This is a genomic window from Haloterrigena turkmenica DSM 5511, assembly GCF_000025325.1.
In the GTDB taxonomy this organism is placed as follows: domain Archaea; phylum Halobacteriota; class Halobacteria; order Halobacteriales; family Natrialbaceae; genus Haloterrigena; species Haloterrigena turkmenica.
On record NC_013743.1, the window covers coordinates 3,252,443 to 3,272,004 of the forward strand.

Genomic DNA, 19,562 nt, shown 5'->3' on the forward strand with positions numbered 1-19,562 from the left:
CTACGAGAGCCCGCGACGTAAGTCTCGCCGCGCAGGTGCCGCCGCGGAATCTGCGGCCGCTCACCGCGCGGCCGACCCGACGGCGTCGAACTCGCCCAACTGTCGTTCCGGAAGAGAGGTCCATTTAACTGACACACCGACGAACGATCGGTATGTCCCTCTCAGAGGCCGTCGGCGCGGCCGTCAACGCAGTTCGTCGCCGACCGGGCGATCTCCTCCCCTGGTACGTTCTCGGTGCCGCAGTCCCCGCGATCGCTCGCGTCGTCCCGTTTCTCGCGATGGCGATCGCCTACGTCTACCTCGCGACGACCGACCGACTCGCGACGATCGTCGCGGAGCTACGGAACCTGAACACCGAGCCGCCGGATCCGAACGCCGACCCCGAGGCGTTCGAAGCGTGGGCCAGCCAGTTCGACACGCTCGTCGACCAGCTGTTCACGCCGACGCTGATTCTGCTGGCCGTCGTGACGTTCGGCGTGGCGCTCATCGTGTGGATCGTCCTGTACGCGGCCGTTGCCGCCGGACAGCTGACGGCCTGCTCCGCGCGGCTTCGCGGGAACCGAGGGGTGGCGGCCGGGTTCGCGGGTTCGCGCCGCTACTGGCTGCGGTTCCTCGGACTCTATCTCCTCGAGTTGCTGGCGTGGCTCGCCGTCCTGCTGACGATCGGGCTGGGCGTGGGGATCGTCGCCGGCATCGTCGTGCTGTCGACCGGCTCGGGCGGGCCCGCGTTCCTCGTCGGCGCCGTCGCCGGGCTCGTGGTCCTCGCCGCGCTGCTTTCGGTCCGCGCGGTATTCGCGTTCGCGTCGGTCGCCGTCGTCGTCGACGACACGACCGTGGCCGACGCGGTGACGAACGCCGTCGGATTCATCCGATCGCAGCCCCTCGAGGCGGGCGTCTACTACGCCGTCGCGCTCGGGACGACGATCGCGCTCGCGGTGTTCTCGGCGGTTATCACGTTCGTCGACGTCGCCACCCTGCTGTCGCTGGTGACGCCGCTGGTCGTGTTCCCGGCGCTCGACCTCCTGAAGACGGCCGTCTACAACGACTACCGACGGCGCCTCGAGCCGCCGACCGCGCCGGTGCGGTCCCTCGGCGGACAGCTGCGAGACGGCGTTCGGTACGGCTGGTCCGAGATGGTCGCGTTCGTCCGCGAGACCCCCGGAACACACGCCCTCGTGGTTGCGCTCGCCCTCGGCGGCTTCTGGGCCGGCTGGGCGGCCGCGGCGCCGGTCGAGGGCACCGTCGAGACGTCGATCTCGGCTCGTCTGATCGATCACAACCCGCTCGCGGCGACCCTCGAGTTCTTCGCCAACAACTGGCTGGTCGCGCTCACGACGGCGTTATCCGGCGTCGTGCTGGTGATACCCGCGGTCGCCTCGCTGCTGTTCAACGGGCTCGCGATGGGCGTCTTCGCGCGAACCGAGGTCGAGCCGATGGAACTGCTCGCGTTCGTCGTCCCCCACGGGATCTTCGAGATTCCGGCGATCTTCATCGCCTCGGCGCTGGGGATCCGGCTCGGGCTGACCGGCTGGCGAACCCTTCGCAGGGACGCGAGCCGAACGGACCTCGCCGACGCACTCGAGTGGGCGTTCTGGGTGCTGGTCGGCGTCGGCGTCCTGCTGGCGGTCGCGGCGGTCATCGAGGGTTTCGTGAGCCCGTACTACTACGACCTGCTGCTCTAACGCCCGCTGGCCGCCCCCTACGTCCCCTGCGATCTAGCACGTCTCGAGCCTCGGGCGCTTCAGTAACGGAGCGTCTCGATCAGGCGTAGGCCTCGAACTCCTCGCCGAACAGGAGGAAGTAGGCGGTGCCGATCAGTCCGACGACGGTCGCGATCGAGAAGGCGAGCGTCGGCGAACCGGCGAACAGTTCCCGGCCGGAGAGCGGGTTCGAGAACCCGCCCCAGAGCAGGCCGCCCAGCGCGGCGCTGGGGATGACGATCAGGTTCCGCAGGAGGTAGTAGGTGCCCGTGACGCGTCCGCCGGCACCCTGTTCGGCCGGACCGACGATCAGCGCCTTGTGGGCGGGAAGGCCCGCGAAGCGCAGCCCGGAGAAGGCGAAGAGCACGGCGAGGGTGAGGGCGCCCGCGCTCTCCGTCGGCGCGTTGATCAGCAGGATCGGGAAGATCGCGTAGACGAAAAAGCCCAGCGCGACGACCGGCTTCAGCCCGATCCGCTCGGCGGCTTTCGCGACCGGGATCATCGTCAGCAGGGCCACGAGCATCTCGATCCCGAGCAGGACGCCGAAGTACGACTGAGGTGAGAGCTCGAGGATGCCTGCCGCGGGCAGTGAGAGGGTGAGCCCGACCTCGAGAAACCGGGTGACGACGATGACGAAGAAGACGTAGACCATCCCGTTGGCGAAGCGGACGAGGGTGTCGCCGACCAGCAGCGGTCGGAGTTCGTCGGGCATCGCCCGCAGATCGGCGGCGACCTGCGAAAGGCCCTCGAACTCCGTTCCGATGCTGTCCTCCTCGGCCTCGTAGAGGACGTGCTGGACGATCGTGCCGACGACGCCGAAGATGACGGCGACGAGCAAGATCAGCTGGAAGGCGACCCGCACGTCGGCGTCGCTCGAGCCGAACGGGTAGAACAGCGCGGCGGCGAGCAGCGGACCGACCAGAAAGGCGGTGCGACGGAACGTCTCGGTGCTCGCGAAGCCGGCGGCCAGTTGGGACGGCGGGACCGCCTGCTTGACGATGGCGAACGTCGCGCCCAGCCCGAACGACTTCCAGGCCTGGGAGAAGAACAGGCCGACGAAGATCGCGACGACCGCGAGCGACGTGGCGCCGACGGAAACGTCGGCGAACAGGGGGACGGCCAGCCAGATTCCGAAGCCGATCGTCGAACACAGGCCGAAGGCGGTCAGCGCGTACCGCGAGCCGATGCGATCGGAGATCGCCCCGCCCGGATAGGGGTAGACGGCGCTGATGACGTTTCCGACCGTCCCGAACAGGCCGACGACGAACGCCGACGCCCCCAGCGCGTACATGTATTCGGCCATGTAGCGGCTGGTCATCTGGAAGCCGAGGCTGAACGCGAACATCGCCGCCGAGAGGACCAGCACGTCGCGCTCGAGCGCGAAGAACTGCCGGTAGGCGTCCAGCGGATCGGCCTTCTCGGTCTCGGGAGCGTCCCGCTCGAGACTCATAGTTTGGCGTGAGCGTCCGAGCAACTTCGTTGTTTTCCACCGCTGACGGGCCGTTGTTTTCTGCGGTCGACGGGGCGCCACGTCGAAGCGATACCGTCGGAACTGCCCGCTCGCTGGCGAACACCGAACCAATAAAGGCGAACGGGTCCGTCCACAGGGACATGACGACGACGCTCGGAACGGCGAGTGCGGCCCCCGGCGAGATGGACACGGGCCGTCTCGAGGTCGGCGAAACCCGGGACGGGAGCTCGTTCGGGTTACCGGTCGCCGTGATCAACGGCGCCCGTGCGGGAAAGACGCTCTATCTGCAGGCGGCGAGCGACGGCGACGAACTCAACGGCGTCGGCGTTCTCCAGCGCGTCGTCCCGCAGCTCGATCCCGCCGAAATCACCGGGACGATCCTGATCGTCGGGATCGTCAACTATCACGCGTTCCAGGTCGCCGAACACCGGAATCCGATCGACGACACGAAGATGAACCGCGCCTACCCCGGCAACGAGGCCGGCACCTCGAGCGAGCGGATCGCGGCCGCGACGTTCGAGGTCGCGACGCAGGCCGATCTGATCCTCGACCTCCATCAGGGCTCGACCAGCCGGATGATCGACGAGGTCCGGGTGCGCTGTGGGAAGCGCCACCGCCTTCATGACGACTGTCTCAAACTCGCGAAGGTCTTCGGTTGTGGCTACATCCTCGACCAGAAGGGGCCCGACGGCCAGCTGGCCCGCGCCGCGCCCGACGAGGGGATCCCGACCGTCGATCCCGAACTCGGCGGGGCCGTCGGCTGGGACGAGGAGAGCATCCGCAAGGGCGTCGAGGGCGTGTTCAACGTCCTGAACTACTACGGCTTTCTCGAGGGAGAGACGACAGTCGAGACCCAGACCCGGGCCAACGGGTTCGAACAGTACGGCGCGCCCGGCGGCGGCTTGATCTCCTTCGAGCGGGACCTGGGCGAACGCGTCCGCCGCGGCGATCTGCTGTTCGAACTGACGACGCCCTTCGGCGAACGGAAGGCCGAGGTGACCGCCGATAGCGACGGGATCCTCTGGCGGACTCGGCGGCTGCCCCAGGTCGCAAGCGGCGAGTACGTCTGCTCGGTCGCCACCGATATCGACGACTACTGACATGGCGTCCGATCTCATCTGTCCGAACTGCGAGACCGTCTACGAGGCCGGCCCGACCGAACCGTGGCGCTGTGCCTGCGGCCACGCCCTCGAGTTCACCGAACGGCCGCACCCGCAGGGCGATCCCCTGCCGCTGCAGCGCCTCGATACGACCGAGGGCCTCTGGACGTTCTTCGAGTTCCTGCCCATCGAGAAGCACGTGACCTTCCACGAGGGGTTTACCCCTCTCGTTGACGCGCCCGACTGGGACGCCCAGTTCAAACTCGAGTACGTGTTCCCGACGGGCTCCTTTAAGGATCGAGGCGCGACGACGACGCTCTCGCGGGCGGTCGAACTCGGCGTCGAGCGGGTCATCGAGGACTCCTCGGGCAACGCCGGCGCCGCGATCGCGACCTACGCGGCCCGCGCCGGCCTCGAGGCGGACATCTACGTGCCGGCGGACGTCAAACAGTCGAAACTGATGGCCATCCAGCGGGCCGACGCCCGGCCGGTCAGAGTCGAGGGGAGCCGACAGGACGTCACGGACGCCTGCATCGACGCCGTCGAGGGCGAGGCACGAAGCGCCTCGGACGAACAGAGCGGGGACACCCCGCGACAAACAGGAGCGGGCTGGTACGCCAGCCACGCCTGGAACCCGGCGTTCTACGCGGGGACGATGACTATCGCCTTCGAGATCGCCGCCCAGCAGGGGTGGACCGTTCCCGACGCCGTGGTGCTTCCGATCGGTCACGGGACGCTGTTCCTGGGCGCCTACCGCGGCTTTTCCCTGCTCAACGAGGCCGGAATCGTCGACGGGATGCCCCGGTTGCTGGGCGCCCAAGCGACGGGCTACGCGCCGATCGTCGACGAACTCGGCGGACGGCGGACCGAGGAGGACGAAGATACCGACGGCGCCGACATCGCCGACGGAATCAGGATCGCCGAACCGGCCCGGAAGGACGAGATCCTCCGGGCCATCGAGGAGACCGGCGGCGACGCCATCGCCCTCGGCGCGGACCCGATCGAAACCGCGCTCGACCGCCTCCACCGCGGCGGCTTCTACGTCGAACCGACCTGCGCGGTCGCCCCCGCGGCGCTCGAGCAGTACCGCGACGACGATGTCCTCGACGCCGACGCCGACGTCGTCGTCCCGCTGACCGGCAGCGGACTGAAAACGCTTTGAGGGTCCAGTCCCGAAACCCGAACAGATGGTCAGCCGACCGCCGACGTTCTGTCCCGACTGCGGTACCCGTCTCGAGCCGGCCACCGTCGACGGCCGCGAGCGCGAGCGCTGTCCGGCCTGCGGAGACGTGGTCTGGCACAATCCGGTCCCCTGTGCGAGCGTCGCGATCGTCGATCGCTCGCGGGCGGACGCGAGGGTGCTCTGCGTCGAACGCGGGGTCCCGCCGGGCGTCGGCGAGTGGACCCTCCCCGGCGGCCACATCGAGATCGGCGAGGAGCCCGCGGCGGCCGCCGCGCGCGAACTCGAGGAGGAGACCGGCGTCAGCGTCGACCCCGGCGCGCTCGAGATCCTGAGCGCGTCCGCGATGGCGCCTCGGGATGGCAAACACGTGATGACGGTCCACTACGTCACCGACCGGGCCGACGCCGACGGGGAGCCGCTCGCGGGCAGCGACGCGAGCGCGGCCCGGTTCTGGTCGCCGAGCGAGTTCGACGCCTCCGGCGAGACGTTTCGGCCGGTCCACGAGGAGCGGTTCCGGGAGGCCGCGGCGTACTTCGACTAGTCGCCCTCGTGCGGGCGAACCCGACATTCCTTTACTTCGGCCCTGAATACGGGCGGGTATGTTCCTTGCCTTACGCGCGGAGGTCGAGGACGCCCTCGAGCGGGCGCTCTCCGAACTCGACTTCCCGACCGACGACCTCGGGATCGAAGAACCGCCGGAAGACGTCGACAGCGTCCTCGCCTCGAGCGTGGCCTTCCGACTCGCCGGCGAGGCCGGCGCGCCGCCGCCGCAGGTCGCGGGCCAGCTCGCCGACGAACTCGACGCCGACGAGCTGACCTACGTCTCTGAGGTACAGACACAGGGCCCCTATCTCAACTTCCTGCCGAGCGACGCCTACCTCGCCGAGACCCTCGAGACGGCGACCGCGGAAACCTACGGCGCTCTCGAGGACCGCGACACCTCGGTCGTCGTCGAGCATACGAGCGCGAACCCGACGGGTCCAGTCCACGTCGGCCGCGCCCGCAATCCGATCATCGGCGACGCCGTCGCGAACCTGCTCGACTACGCCGGCTACGACGTCGATCGCCACTACTACGTCAACGACGCCGGCCGGCAGATGGCCGTCTTCACGTGGTCCTACGAGACCTTCGACGAGGCGGAGTTAGAGAGCGAGCCGGAACGCGACCGGAAAGAGTACGACCTCGTGCGCTACTACCGGAAAGGCAACGCCTTCCTCGAGAACGGGCCCGAAGACGAAGTCGAGGAGGCCGAGGCCGAGATCGAGTCGATCATGCAGGGCCTCGAGGCGGGCGACGACGAGGCCTACGAGCGAGTCAGCGAAGTCGTCGATCAGGTGCTCGGTGGAATGACGGAGTGTCTCGAGCGACTCCCCGCGGAGTTCGACGAGTTCGTCAAGGAAACCCGGTTCATGCGCAACGGCGACACCGACGACCTCGTCGCTCGGCTGAAGGAACTCGACGAGGCCGTCTACGAGGAGGATGCCTGGCAGCTCGAGCTCGAAGACCACGGGATCGACAAGAATCTCGTCTTCCTGCGCTCGGACGGCACCTCGCTGTACGCCACGCGGGACCTGGCCCACCACGAGTGGAAGTTCGACGAGTACGACCGCGCGGTGACGGTGCTCGGCGAGGACCACAAGCTGCAGGCCAGACAGCTGCGGACGACCCTCGAGCTGCTCGGCAACGACACCGACGGGCTCCGACAGGTGCTCTACTCCTACGTCAACCTCCCCGAGGGGAAGATGTCGACGCGCCGCGGCACGGGCGTCGACTTAGACGACCTGCTCGACGAGGCGATCGACCGCGCCCGCGAGGAGGTCGAGGACCGCCTGGACGACCGCATCCGCGACGACGACCTGAACGAGGACGATATCGAGCGCATCGCCCACCAGGTCGGCATCGGCGCCGTCCGGTACGACATCGTCTCTAAACAGCCGACGAAGGCGATCACCTTCGAGTGGGACCAGGCGCTGGACTTCGAGGCCCAGTCAGCGCCGTACGTCCAGTACGTCCACGCGCGCTGCTGTGGGATCCTGGAAGAGGCCGGCCTCGACCCCGAAACCGCCCTCGCGGCCCAGGACGTCGAACTCGAGGCCCTCGAGGCCGACCTCCTCGAGACCGACGCCGAACACGACCTCCTCGAGACGATCGCGCGGTTCCCGGCGGTCGTCGACGAGGCAGCCGATGACTTAGAGCCCCACCAGATCGCGACCTACACGCGCGAGTTCGCCGACCGGTTCAACGCCTTCTACCGGGAGTGTCCGGTGCTCTCCGACGACGTCGACCCGGACGTCAGGGAGGCCCGACTCGCGCTCGTTGCCGCGTCGAAACACACGGTCGCCAACGCGCTGTCGATCCTCGGCGTCGAAGCGCCGCGCTCGATGTGACGGCGGTCGGATCGCTCGCGACTATCAACAGGCGCCGCTGACGGCGGTCGACGGCGTCAAAAAGACCGGTTGCGTCGAATCGTCGATCGGTCGCTGGAACGGCTCACTCGGCCGTCGTCTTCACGTTCTCGAGGAACGCGTTCGCCGAGAGGTCGCCGTTCCGGTAGTCGGCGAGCCAGTCGGTCTTCACGGAGAACGAAATCACCTTCTTGGCGTCGTGGTCGACGACCCAGTCGACGGCGTCGATCGCGTCCGCGAACGCCTCGACATCGACGATCGCGTTCTCGTGTGCGTCGGCCAGCGTCTCGAGTTCCGCGTACAGTTTCTGGAGGTCGGTTACTTCGCTCGTCGCGACGACCTCGACCGTCCTGTTCGCTCGCTCGACGGACGTGATCGACACCGCATCGCTCTCGAGGGAGAGCTTCGAACCGTCGAACCCGGGGATGTCGGCGTCGCTGGTCTCGCCGGTTCCGTCGGACTCCTCGGAGTCACTCTCGTTGCCGTTCTCGGACTCCTCGTTCTCCGTCTCTTCGTTCTCGGAGTTCTCGTTCTCGGAGTCGTCGTCGGTGATCGACTCGGTCTTGTCGTCGTCGTCCGGATCGTCGTCGTCGTTACCGCCGCTGCCAGTACAGCCCGCGAGTGCGGTTGTGAGCGCTGCGCCACTGCCAAGGAGGATCTTTCGTCGCTCCATAGGCGACCGATCGCTATGGGATTTGATTAGTAATTAGTTCGTTACCGTCACTGCAAAGAGTACGTCGGAAATGTTACCGAAAAATTAGTGTTCACTCTCGAAACCGGTTGTTGGCGCCCGAGCGGCTCGCTATCGACGAGACGCTCGATAGTATGTACTGTATGAACGACAATATTGACTGATTATCACGATCTCGTGAACGACATCGGAGCTGACGCGAATTGGCGGACGTAAGTGCGAATCAAGCGGTTCAGGCACCGCCTACCGGCCCAGAGCGGGCGAGACGAGCGCCGTCGCTCGCCGACTCGAGCACTGAGAATCGCCGATCAGGTGTCGGATTCGGCTTCCGTGATCGCACTCGAGACGTCGTCGTGGGCGGCCTCCCGCTCGGTGGACTCCTCATCGGTAGGATCGTCGGACGAGTCGGCGGAGTCGGCCGCGGCGGACTCGGATTCGGCGTCTACCGCCGTGTCGGCGACCTCGATGCCGGCCAGATCGGCCGCGAGTTGGCGGTAGGCGCCGGCGGCGGGGCCGTCGGGTTCGTAGACGACCAGCGGCGTCCCGGCGTAGACGCTCTCGCGGGCCGCGGGATCGTCCGGGATCGTCGCCAGCAGCGGCGTCTCGAGGCGCGCGGCGATCTCCTCGTAGGAGACGTCGCTGTCGGGCCGGGTTCGCGTGACGACGAGTCCCGAGACCTCGCCGCCGGCGCGTTCGGTCAACTCAAGTGTTTTCTTCGAGTCGTGGACCGCCGCGGGTTCGGGCGTGGAGACGAGGACGACGGCGTCGGCCAGCCCGAGCGGGAGCACGGTTTCGTGGCTGACGCCGGCGCCGACGTCGAGAAACACGTAGTCGAACCGCTCGCGGAGGTCCTCGACGACCTCGCGCAGGCCCTCGGGGGAGGTGTCGGCGTACTCGTCGAGGCTGGTTCCGCTCGGGACCGCGACGATGTTATCGGTGATTCGGTAGGTGGCGTCGTCGACCGACGCGTCGCCGGACAGCACATCGTGCAGCGTCGTCGAATCGGGGGTGAGGCTGACGAACCCGGCGAGGTTCGCCATCCCGAGGTCGGCGTCGACGATGGCGACGCGCTCGCCGGCCTGGGCCAGCGCCGTGCCGAGGTTCACCGTCGTCGTCGTCTTCCCGACGCCGCCCTTCCCGCTCGCGATAGCATAGACCGTCTCGTGAGACATACTGGATACTGTCCGGACAGTGGAACGGGAGGACCTTAAAACGTGACCTCGGCACGCGACTCGACACTGACTCGCAAACACCGAGCGGTCGACCGCGGACGCGACGGGGAGTCGCCCGTGAACCTCCCGTCGACATCGCCGTCTCAAAGAATACTTACCCACAGGACCGTTTCCTAGGGACAATGAGCCAGGAGGGCGAACAGGAGCAATCCGACCGGAAGAAATACGAGTTCCGGAAGGTCATCGAGGATCTCAAGGATTTCGACGGGTCCGGGACACAGCTTGTAACGATCTACGTTCCCGACGATAGACAGGTCAGTGACGTCGTTCAACACGTTACACAGGAACACAGCGAAGCGGCCAACATCAAGTCCAAACAGACGCGGACGGCCGTCCAGGACGCGCTGACGAGCATCAAGGACCGACTTCGGTACTACGACACCTATCCGCCGGAGAACGGACTCGTGCTATTCTCGGGTGCCGTCGACAGCAGCGGTGGTCGGACCGAGATGGTCACCCGAGTGCTCGAGAGCCCGCCCCAGCCAGTCGAATCCTTCCGCTATCACTGCGACTCGGACTTTCTGACCGAACCCCTCGAGGAGATGCTGGCGGACAAGGGCCTCTACGGCCTGATCGTCCTCGACCGACGCGAGGCCAACGTCGGTTGGCTGAAGGGCAAACGCATCGAGCCCGTCAAGTCCGCCTCCTCGCTGGTTCCCGGCAAACAGCGCAAAGGTGGCCAGTCCGCCCAGCGATTCGCCCGCCTGCGCCTCGAGGCCATCGACAACTTCTATCAGGAGGTCGCGGGGATGGCGAACGATCTGTTCGTCCCCCGGCGCCACGAACTCGACGGGATCCTCGTCGGCGGTCCCTCGCCGACCAAAGACGAGTTCTTAGACGGCGACTACCTTCACCACGAGATTCAGGATAACGTCATCGGCAAGTTCGACGTCGCCTACACCGACGAATCCGGCCTGAAGGACCTCGTCGACAACGCCGAAGAGGCGCTGGCCGACGCCGAGGTGATGAAGGACAAGAAGGAGATGGAGGAGTTCTTCGAGGAACTCAACGCGGGCGATCTGGCCACCTACGGCTTCGAACAGACCCGCCGGAACCTCATGATGGGCGCGGTCGACCGACTGCTCATCAGCGAGGATCTTCGCAAGGACGTCGTCACCTACGACTGTCCGGAGTGTGGCAACACCGACCGCGAGGTCATCGACCGCCGCAAGTCCACGCCCGACCACACCTGCAGCGACTGCGGGACCGAGGTCGAGGCGACCGACGAGGACCGCGAGGACGCGATCGACCACCTCATCGAGATCGCCGAACAGCGGGGGACCGAGACCAAGTTCATCTCGACGGACTTCGAGAAGGGCGAACAGCTCTACAACGCCTTCGGCGGCTTCGCCGGGCTCCTGCGGTACTCCACGGGCGTCTAAGCTCCGTACGCTCCGTTCGCCCGTCCGATCGTCGGCGCTCTCCTCTCTCGGCTTCGGACAGAACGTTCACCGTCGGCCACCGCTCGAGCGAACGCGTTCCCCGTACGGGGCCGTTACCAGTAAGTTGTAATCTCTCCAGTATCGGGAGAAGGGGTGCATTCGCCGATTAGCGGATGTAACGAACCCTATCCTTTTCGATCGATCGCTGACGTCGCTCAAATATGTGGCAGACATCGACGCGCCGAGGGGTACTCGAGGGTGTCGCGGTCGGGGGACTCGTTCCCGTCGCCGCTACAGGGACCGCCGCGGCGCGGACGGCGAGTCAGGACGGATCGATCGACGTAACGATTCAGGGGACGAACAGTCCGGTCGAGACTGGGGCCGTTCTCGAGGTGACCGCGACGGTCGAAAACGGCGGCAGCGGGTCCGTATCGACCGACGCCGTGCTCGTCGTCGGCCACGATCCGACGGTCGTCGACACGCAACCGATACAGGTGGGAGCCGGCGCCACGGAGACCGTCGAACTCACGTTCGAGACGGCGATCGTCAACAACGATCAGGAGTTTCCCGTCTGGGTCGTCGTCGACGACGCGACCGATCAAACGAACGTCCTCGTCTACGCGGACGCGCCGCCGGTCACGATCGATATCGTTCGCACGAACGATCCCCTCGCGACCGGTGAGGTCCTCGAGGTGGTCGCACAGCTCGAGACCGAGGGCGACGTGTCGGCAACGGAAACAGTTGAGTTGGTCGTCGGCCACAATCCGACGACCGTCGATTCGGCGACCGTCTCGGTGCCGTCCACCGGCGGCCGATGGGTGACCCTGGAGTTCGAGACGGCGCTCGTCGACAACACCCAGGAGTTCCCGGTCCGAGTGGTCGGCTCGTCCGATTCGGCCGAACGGACCGTCCGCGTGATCGGGAGGAACGACGACCCCGTCGAGACGGACGTGACCTTCACCTCGTGTACGCGGGCGGAGGTCTCGGGCACGTTCGGCGACGGCGACAGCGTGGCGGCGAGCACCGGCTTCTACGACGATGCCGGAGGCGAACCGCTCTACGGGAACACGATCATCGAGGACTGGATCGAGATCGGCAGCCACGTCGACGCACCGTTCTCGGGGACGATCGTCTTCGAGATCGGCGACGAACGCGACGTCTCCGCCACGCCCGACGGCGCTCGCGTGGAGATCCCGGATTACGGCGAGCTCGGGACGGTGCTGACCGGGATCACGCTGCCGCCGGACTACCCGACCGCGACGATCTCCCGCTCGAACCCGCAGGCGCAATCCTGTCTCGAGGAGATCGAGAGCGGAGCCGGGGGCGGTGAAGGGACGCTCTCGGTCTCGATTACCGGGACGAACACGCCCGTTAACGCCGGCGACTACCTCGAGGTGACGGCGGTCGTCGAGAACACCGGCGGCGGATCGGCCTCCGGCACTGTCGCGCTCGTCGTCGGTCACGATCCCCAACAGGTCGACTCGACGACCGTCTCCCTCGAGTCGGGCGCGAGCGAGACCGTGTCGCTGGGCTATACGACCTATCCAGCGGCGCAGACGACCGAGTTCCCGGTTCGGATCGAGAGCGCGGACGACTCTGCCGTCCGGTCGGTCACCGTCTACGGCACCGAGAGCTAGGATCGCGAGTCGCGAGGGCGGTCACGCCTGCCGAAGAGCGCTCATCGAAGCCTGAAAACGGCGACGGCATCGACTCGAGGCGCCGAGGTAGCGATGCGACCGCCCCAAGCGGAACGGACCAACGCGCTCGGAAACGGGAAGCCGAACTCGCGGGCGGGTGAGATTAGAGCGTTCCGCGGAGGCGGACCGCGTCGTCGGTGATCTCCGCGATGCTTCCCTCGTCGAGCGGGTGGGCCTCCTCGCTTCTGGATCCCCAGCCGAGTTTCGCCGCGATCGTGTCCGTCAAACTCGGATTCGGTTCGACGTAGCCGCGACCGTCGTGGACGTCGACCAGTCGGCCGATTTCGGTCCCGTCGGTGTTCAGGACCCGTTTCCCCTCGTCCGCCTCAGTGAGTATCCTCTCGCTCATGCTCGTTCGACACTGGTTCGCGCGTCGCGTGCGATCCGGCGGTCGGACCGGCTAGCCGACGCCAAGCAGACGCGAGCAATAAATCGCCGAAATCGTTCCGCGGGTCACCGGTCCGTTATCGGACTCGCGTGCGCTATCGCTCGAGTAGGCACCGGTTACGCCGCGATATCAGCGTTCGGCGCCCCTCGAAGCGGTGCACAACAGAAGGGTTATGCCGGTAGTCGCGTATTACCAGTCGATCAATGGACGAATCCCCTCCCTTCGCCGCGTCGTTCGACGACCCCCGGATCACGCCCCAGTTCTGCCGCCGGGTGCCCGGGTCGTCCGGCGACTGTATTCTTCTCGGCGTCGTCCACGACCACCCCGCAAGCATCGCGCGCGTCGAGCGTATCCTCGAGTCGGTCGACCCCGAGACGGTCGCCCTCGAGTTGCCGTCGGCGGCCCTTCCGCTGTACCGCGCCTACGCCCGCGACGGCTCCGCGTCGTCCCCGCCCCGCTTCGGCGGCGAGATGAGCGCCGCGATCCACGCGGCACCCGAGGCCGACGTCGTCGGCATCGACGCGCCGAACTGGTCGTTCGTCCGGCGACTCGTGACGCGGCTGATCGCCGACCGCGTCTCGCCGTCGACGGCCCGCCGCGTCCTCTCGGGACTGGGCGGGGCGACACGGGAAGCGTTGACCTGCCGCGTCGCGGCGACGCTGACCCACGCGACGTCGATGACCATCGCCTGCGACGATCCGATCGAGTACGACTGCGACCACGACGACACGCCGGAGCGCCAGGCCGCCCACGAGCGCTCCCACGTCGCCAGCGTCCAGGCGCTGCTGGGCAGCGTTGCGACCGAGGGCAGCGCGCTCACCTACCGCGACGACACCCGCGAGCGCTGTATGATCGATCGGCTCGAGGCCAAGCGAACCGAGACCGAGGGCGACATCGTCGCCGTCGTCGGCGTCGATCACCTCGAGACGCTGGCGGACGCGCTGTCGCCGTAGAACCGCCGAGTCGCTTTTCGCGGCCGTAGCCGTCGCATCGGCAGCGGGAACGCCGAACGAGACGAGTTTCGAGCCGTGTCGTCACTGCGTAGGCGACGGAGCCGACGACCGACGAAAAGTGGCGAGAAGCGGCGAGGAGCAGGTTATCGCCGCGCGGGCGGTTCGATCAGGATTTCGCCGTCGCTCGAGACCGTCACGTAGTGGTCGCGAACGGTGAAGTCGAGCGAGCCGCCGCTTCGCTGGCGGCCGTCGTGGCGCGGGCGGAAGAGCCTGTCCAGGGCTTCGGGATCGATGGCGTCGTACAGCGAGACGTAGCCGTCGGTGACGTCCGTTCCCATGCAGTCGGCTAACGCGTGGCTCACGGTCGTACTGAGCCTGGCCGAACTGTCCGGGTCGTGCGTTGCGCGGTAGACCGATGGAGAGCGAGACTGCGAAGCGGGGGAGTGAGTAGGGTTTCCGTGCATGACTGTTCGTCGTCTCCTCCCACTCTGTGTTTGAAGACCAAAAGCGTAATTGTTCATTACTCGGCTACTTTGCCAGGCATATCGGATATTAGTCGGGCAATGTGATAGTCAGAATTTCGCGAATGGCGGATCGAACGGCGCAAGGTCGGCTCGAGGAACGGTTCCGAACTGACTGCCTCGAGACGGCTTCCGATCGTCGAAGCGGCAACCCGAATCGAGCCCGACGGGACGGACTCACCGGCGGAGCGTCGAGATACAGTTCCAGCAGTACGTAAAGGTCTGATCGGCTTCGTTCCGAACGCCGCAGTGGGGACAGCGGATCGTCTCGCCATCGAACTCGAGGTCGTAGTCGCCCTCGGGGTCCTCGGGGTCGCCGAGGTCGTCGACCGCGCGCGGATACCGGTCCGGCCCCGGCGGAGTTCGGGAGCTCGCGCGGTCGGGATCGGCGAACGAGGGAGAACCCGTACTGTCGCCGTCGTCTCCCCGGACATAGACGTAGTACAGTACCAAGTGGAGGAGGGCGAACAACACCACGTAGCCGATGAGCCAGCCCCAGAGCTCCATCAGTATGCGATAGGTTCTCAAGGCACTTGGATATTCCCCGCCTCAGGGATCGCTGAGAGTCAGAATGGAGCGACTAACAGGCTCGACGACCGGTCAGCTGAGGTCGCGTTGGAACTCGTCGAAGACCTCGAGGTCGTCGGGGAGGTCGTACTCGATGCGGCGCTGCTCCTGGCGGTTGACGCCGGCCTCGTCGGTCGGGGTGGCGGCGTCCTCCCAGCCGGGCTTGATCTTGACGCTCTTGGCGGGCGTGCCGATGGCGATGTGGTGGGCAGGAACGTCGTGCTGGACGATGCCGCGCGCGCCGACGATAGCGTTCTCGCCGACCTTACAGCCCGCGCGAACCATCGCGTCGTAGGTGAGGCGGACGTCGTCCTCGACGATCGTGTGGTAGTTGCGGACCTCGGTCTGATCGACGACGTCGTGGTCGTGGCTGTAGATGTGGACGCCGTCGGAGACCGAGACGCGGTCGCCGATGGTCAGTTTCCCGCGGTCGTCTAAGTGGACATCGTCGTGGACGACGGTGTTGTCTCCGATCGTGATGTTGTGGCCGTAGGTGAACGTGATCCCCTTGAAGAAACGACAGCCGTCGCCGCACTCCTCGAAGAGGTGGTCGGCGAGCATTCGGCGAAACCGCAGCGCGAACTCGACGTTGTCCGCGATCGGCAGACTGTCGAACTGTCGCCACAGCCACTGGAGGTGCTTCGAGCGGCGGAACCGCTCCTCGTCCTTCTCGGCGTAGTACTCGCTCTCGAGGGTCGTGTTACAGGGGTCGTAGCTCTGTAACCGAACGCGCTCGGCCGTCGAGACCGGCTCACCGTCCTGCCAGCGCTCGTAAGCCTCGCGGTCGCCCGAGAGATCGATCAGGACATCCTCGACGACCGAGCAGGTGTCCTCGTCGCTCGAGAGCCGCCGGTCGACTTCGTCGATGAACTCGCGCATCCCCGCCTCCGCCTCCCCTGGGAGCGAGACGTACCGCTTTGTCATAGTCCGAGGTATTGCCCGCCGTGTTCATAGGGGATTCGATTGGGCAATCGTCTTGCCGGGTTGATGGAACGACGGGCCGACCGGTCGTTCGACCGTGACAGTCACTGTAACCGGGGAAAACCCTCAATTCCGTGTCAATCGTACTCCCGATACGCGCGCCCCCGTTCGTCGGCGCACGGGTATCCAATGAGTGAACAACGGCAACGAGAACCGAAGGGTATCGATCCGGAGTACGACCACCTCCGGGAGGACGGCGTCGACGAGGAGCGCCTCGAGTCGCTGCTCTCGGAGTACGCGCTCCGCCGGGACGAACACGAGAACGCGCCTGGATTCGTGATCCGTCCAGACGACGTCCAGGAGGTGCTGGCGCTGTTGCGCGACGAAGCCGGCTTCGACCACCTCTCGTGTCTCACGCCCCAGGAGTACGAGGACCGCTACGAGTCGATCCTCCACCTCACGAAGTACGAGAACCGTACCCACGAGGTGACGCTGGTGGTCCAGCTCCCAAAGCACGAGCCCGTCTGTCAGACCGCCGAGCCGGTGTTTCGGACCGCCGACTGGCACGAGCGGGAGGCCTTCGACCTCGTCGGCATCGAGTACGAGGGCCACCCCGACCCGCGGCGCATCCTCCTGCCCGAGTCGTGGCAGGGCCACCCGCTCGCGCTGGACTACGACCAAGAGAAGCCCCAGGTGGTCAGCTACACCGAACACGCCAATCCGATCCAGCCGGACCACCGCGAGGCCGAGACCGACACGATGTTCCTCAACATCGGTCCCCACCACCCGGCGACCCACGGCGTTCTCCACCTCGAGACGGTGTTAGACGGCGAGACGGTCGTCGACGTCGACCCCGACATCGGTTACCTCCACCGCTGCGAGGAGCAGATGTGCCAGAACGGGACCTATCGCCACCAGATCATCCCCTACGCGGACCGCTGGGACTACACCGCGAACCTCCCCAACGAGTGGGCGGTCGCCCGCGCCATCGAGGACATCGCCGACATCGAGGTCCCCGAGTACGCCCAGGTCCTGCGGACCATGTCCGTCGAGTTCGGGCGAATGCTCGGTCACTTCCTCGCGGTCTCGACGTTCGCGCTCGACGTCTACGGCGACTTCACCGCCATCTTCCAGTACGGGATGCGCGACCGCGAAGTCGTCCAGGACATCCTCGAGGACCTCACCGGCCAGCGGATGATGTTCTACTTCTTCCGGCTGGGTGGGGTCGCCTGGGACCTCCCCGAACCCCGCGAGGAGTGGATCGAGAAGTGTCGGGACTTCCTCGACGAACTCCCCGCCAAGGTCGACGAGTACAACCGGCTGCTGACCGGCAACGAGATCTTTCAGGTTCGGACGATGAACACCGGGGTTCTCGAGCCCGAGGTCGCCAAATCCTACGGCTGTACGGGTCCCGTCGCCCGCGGCTCTGGCATCGACTACGACGTCCGCCGGGACGATCCCTACGGCTACTACGAGAACCTCGAGTGGGACGTCGTCACCGAGCCGGGCTGTGACAACCACGCGCGGGTCCTCGTGCGCCTTCGGGAGGTCGAGGAGTCCGCGAAGATCATCGAGCAGTGTCTCGATCTCATCGAGAACTGGCCCGAAGACGAACGGATCGTCCAGAGCAACGTCCCCCGAACCCTCAAGCCGGACCCGGGCACCGAGACCTACCGCGCCGTCGAGATCGCCAAGGGCGAACTCGGGGTCTACATCCGCGCGGACGGCTCGAACTCGCCCGCCCGGTTCAAGATCCGCAGCCCGTGTTTCCACAACCTCTCCGCGCTGCCGGAGATGGCCGAAGGCGAGTACGTCGCCGACCTGATCGCCTCGCTGGGGAGTCTGGATATCGTCCTCGGGAGCGTCGACCGCTGAGATCGACAGCTCCCGACCACCTCACTCGTTTCTCGGCCGTTCGTCGTCGCTCAGACGTCGGTCGAGAGAGCGAGTGCGGCGGTGATCTCGCCCGAATCGGACGCCGCTCCCGATCGAGCCGGCGAAACGCGTCGACGATATCCGTTCGGCGGATCGGGCGTCGCAGCGCGAAGAAATACGTGGCGTTCCCGGCGACGGAATCGAGAACAGTTAACTGCGGTCGTCACCCGAGCACGGGACACATGTCGATCGATGGCTGGCGGCCGACTGCCGGCGCCGTGACGGATCGCCGGAGGGACCTCGAGCGCGACTGGCGGCGCGTCCTCGCCGGCGCGGCGATCGTCGCACCGATGAGCGCGTTCGAACCGCAGAGCCCCCGGTGACGCGATGAACGGCCGTCGGCTGCTACCGGGACTGCTGGCCCTCTGTTTCGGCGCGGTGCTCGCCCGAGCGCTCGCCGTCTCGCTCGGATTCAATCGGCTCCTGCTCGCGATCGCGCTCGGGTTCGTCGCGACGAACACCGTCGGTATTCCCGACCGCCTCGAGCCCGGGATCGCGACGCACAACCTGTGGCTGGCTGGGGGGATCGTGCTCATGGGCGCGTCGATCTCGCTCGAGACCGTCCTCGAGGTCGGCGGACTCGTCCTGCTGATCGTGATCGTCGTGACAGCGACGACGCTGCTCGCCGTCGAATTCCTCGCGCGCAACGTGTTCGGGCTGGCCGATCGGATGGGGTCGCTGCTCGCGGCCGGCGCCAGCATCTGCGGCGTCTCGGCGGTCGTCGCGGTCGCGGGTGCCGTCAGCGCCCGCGAGGAACAGATCGCCTACGCGGCCGCGACGGTCCTGCTGTTCGACGCGATCACCATCGCCGTCTACCCGATCGTCGGCGACCTGTTGAACCTCTCCGGGATGGTGTTCGGCACGTGGGCCGGCGTCAGTATGTTCTCGACGGGCCCCGTGGTCGCCGTCGGTTTCGCTCACTCCGACGTCGCCGGTCAGTGGGCGACGATGACGAAGTTAGCGCGAAACGCCCTGATCGGCGTCGTCGTCCTCGCCTACGCGAGTTACTACGCCCACACGGGTGGCGGTGGTCGCCCCTCCGTCCGGACGCTCTGGAACGAGTTCCCGACGTTCGTGCTGGGCTTTCTCGCGCTCGCCGTCGTCTCGAGCGCGGGCGTCCTCTCTTCGGCCCAGGTGACCTCGATCGAGAACGCTTACGACTGGCTGTTCGTGCTCGCGTTCGTCGGCCTCGGGACCGAGATCCGACTCGCCGATCTCCGGGCCACCGGGCCGATGCCCGCCGTCGTCGTGCTACTGGCGTTGCTCCTCAGCAGCGGGCTCTCGCTCGCGGCGCTACTGGTGCTGTTTTGACCGGCGCGTCGAAGTAGCTGCATTTTCACATCACGCGTGTGCGAAGGAACCAGCGGCTGGGCGACCACCCGAATCAGCCGGCTGGCTCCCCCGGCCGCGAGCAAA

At 66.6% G+C, this 19,562-nt stretch carries 18 protein-coding genes; 11 read left to right on the forward strand and 7 right to left on the reverse strand.

The window, feature by feature from the left end:
- Nucleotides 1-152 precede the first annotated feature (152 nt).
- Nucleotides 153-1,682, forward strand: a complete 1,530-nt coding sequence (locus HTUR_RS15600) for a stage II sporulation protein M (protein WP_012944290.1) — start codon at nucleotides 153-155, stop codon at nucleotides 1,680-1,682.
- A 79-nt stretch (nucleotides 1,683-1,761) separates the two neighbouring features.
- On the opposite strand, the gene HTUR_RS15605 is transcribed toward HTUR_RS15600, so the two are convergent.
- The gene (locus HTUR_RS15605; RefSeq protein ID WP_012944291.1) at nucleotides 1,762-3,150 is read right to left on the reverse strand and encodes an MFS transporter; all 1,389 of its coding nucleotides are present in this window, start codon (nucleotides 3,148-3,150) and stop codon (nucleotides 1,762-1,764) included.
- 161 nt (nucleotides 3,151-3,311) lie between these two features.
- Between HTUR_RS15605 and HTUR_RS15610 the strand changes: the two genes are divergently transcribed.
- From HTUR_RS15610 to argS, 4 genes are read left to right on the forward strand one after another with little or no spacing between them, the layout of a single operon-like run.
- A complete protein-coding gene (locus tag HTUR_RS15610; RefSeq protein WP_012944292.1) occupies nucleotides 3,312-4,271 on the forward strand; it encodes a succinylglutamate desuccinylase/aspartoacylase family protein in 960 nt (319 codons plus the stop codon).
- 1 nt (nucleotide 4,272) lies between these two features.
- Nucleotides 4,273-5,433, forward strand: a complete 1,161-nt coding sequence (locus HTUR_RS15615) for a pyridoxal-phosphate dependent enzyme (RefSeq protein ID WP_012944293.1) — start codon at nucleotides 4,273-4,275, stop codon at nucleotides 5,431-5,433.
- 25 nt (nucleotides 5,434-5,458) lie between these two features.
- Complete coding sequence (locus tag HTUR_RS15620; RefSeq protein ID WP_012944294.1) at nucleotides 5,459-5,995, forward strand: NUDIX hydrolase; 537 nt, start codon at nucleotides 5,459-5,461, stop codon at nucleotides 5,993-5,995.
- A gap of 58 nt (nucleotides 5,996-6,053) precedes the next feature.
- A complete protein-coding gene (gene argS / locus HTUR_RS15625; RefSeq protein ID WP_012944295.1) occupies nucleotides 6,054-7,841 on the forward strand; it encodes an arginine--tRNA ligase in 1,788 nt (595 codons plus the stop codon).
- Between the two features lie 103 nt (nucleotides 7,842-7,944).
- Here the strand turns inward: argS and HTUR_RS15630 are convergent, their stop codons facing one another.
- Together HTUR_RS15630 and minD are read right to left on the reverse strand one after the other, a co-directional pair.
- Nucleotides 7,945-8,532: a hypothetical protein gene (locus HTUR_RS15630; protein WP_012944296.1), complete on the reverse strand. Its 588-nt coding sequence runs from the start codon at nucleotides 8,530-8,532 to the stop codon at nucleotides 7,945-7,947.
- Nucleotides 8,533-8,858: 326 nt separating this feature from the next.
- Nucleotides 8,859-9,722 (reverse strand): cell division ATPase MinD, encoded by an 864-nt coding sequence (gene minD, locus HTUR_RS15635; RefSeq protein WP_012944297.1) that lies wholly within the window; start codon nucleotides 9,720-9,722, stop codon nucleotides 8,859-8,861.
- Between the two features lie 182 nt (nucleotides 9,723-9,904).
- Here minD and prf1 point away from each other — a divergent pair, with 182 nt between their 5' ends.
- Both prf1 and HTUR_RS15645 read left to right on the forward strand, forming a co-directional pair.
- The gene (gene prf1 / locus HTUR_RS15640; protein ID WP_012944298.1) at nucleotides 9,905-11,164 is read left to right on the forward strand and encodes a peptide chain release factor aRF-1; all 1,260 of its coding nucleotides are present in this window, start codon (nucleotides 9,905-9,907) and stop codon (nucleotides 11,162-11,164) included.
- A gap of 221 nt (nucleotides 11,165-11,385) precedes the next feature.
- The gene (locus tag HTUR_RS15645) at nucleotides 11,386-12,801 is read left to right on the forward strand and encodes a CARDB domain-containing protein (protein WP_012944299.1); all 1,416 of its coding nucleotides are present in this window, start codon (nucleotides 11,386-11,388) and stop codon (nucleotides 12,799-12,801) included.
- Between the two features lie 163 nt (nucleotides 12,802-12,964).
- Here HTUR_RS15645 and HTUR_RS15650 read toward each other — a convergent pair whose 3' ends face one another.
- Nucleotides 12,965-13,210, reverse strand: a complete 246-nt coding sequence (locus HTUR_RS15650) for a hypothetical protein (protein ID WP_012944300.1) — start codon at nucleotides 13,208-13,210, stop codon at nucleotides 12,965-12,967.
- A 242-nt stretch (nucleotides 13,211-13,452) separates the two neighbouring features.
- On the opposite strand from HTUR_RS15650, the gene HTUR_RS15655 reads away from it, so the two are divergent.
- The gene (locus HTUR_RS15655) at nucleotides 13,453-14,202 is read left to right on the forward strand and encodes a hypothetical protein (protein ID WP_012944301.1); all 750 of its coding nucleotides are present in this window, start codon (nucleotides 13,453-13,455) and stop codon (nucleotides 14,200-14,202) included.
- Between the two features lie 143 nt (nucleotides 14,203-14,345).
- On the opposite strand, the gene HTUR_RS15660 is transcribed toward HTUR_RS15655, so the two are convergent.
- From HTUR_RS15660 to HTUR_RS15670, 3 genes are all read right to left on the reverse strand, one after another.
- Complete coding sequence (locus tag HTUR_RS15660; RefSeq protein ID WP_012944302.1) at nucleotides 14,346-14,666, reverse strand: HalOD1 output domain-containing protein; 321 nt, start codon at nucleotides 14,664-14,666, stop codon at nucleotides 14,346-14,348.
- Between the two features lie 234 nt (nucleotides 14,667-14,900).
- A complete protein-coding gene (locus tag HTUR_RS15665; RefSeq protein ID WP_012944303.1) occupies nucleotides 14,901-15,230 on the reverse strand; it encodes a DUF7577 domain-containing protein in 330 nt (109 codons plus the stop codon).
- A gap of 93 nt (nucleotides 15,231-15,323) precedes the next feature.
- A complete protein-coding gene (locus HTUR_RS15670; protein WP_012944304.1) occupies nucleotides 15,324-16,214 on the reverse strand; it encodes an acyltransferase in 891 nt (296 codons plus the stop codon).
- Nucleotides 16,215-16,400: 186 nt separating this feature from the next.
- Between HTUR_RS15670 and HTUR_RS15675 the strand changes: the two genes are divergently transcribed.
- The 3 genes from HTUR_RS15675 to HTUR_RS15680 all read left to right on the forward strand — a co-directional run bounded on the left by HTUR_RS15675 (nucleotide 16,401) and on the right by HTUR_RS15680 (nucleotide 19,457).
- The gene (locus tag HTUR_RS15675) at nucleotides 16,401-18,086 is read left to right on the forward strand and encodes an NADH-quinone oxidoreductase subunit D (protein WP_012944305.1); all 1,686 of its coding nucleotides are present in this window, start codon (nucleotides 16,401-16,403) and stop codon (nucleotides 18,084-18,086) included.
- 242 nt (nucleotides 18,087-18,328) lie between these two features.
- Nucleotides 18,329-18,469 (forward strand): hypothetical protein, encoded by a 141-nt coding sequence (locus HTUR_RS27495; RefSeq protein WP_012944306.1) that lies wholly within the window; start codon nucleotides 18,329-18,331, stop codon nucleotides 18,467-18,469.
- A 4-nt stretch (nucleotides 18,470-18,473) separates the two neighbouring features.
- Nucleotides 18,474-19,457: a YeiH family protein gene (locus tag HTUR_RS15680; protein WP_012944307.1), complete on the forward strand. Its 984-nt coding sequence runs from the start codon at nucleotides 18,474-18,476 to the stop codon at nucleotides 19,455-19,457.
- Nucleotides 19,458-19,562 lie beyond the last annotated feature (105 nt).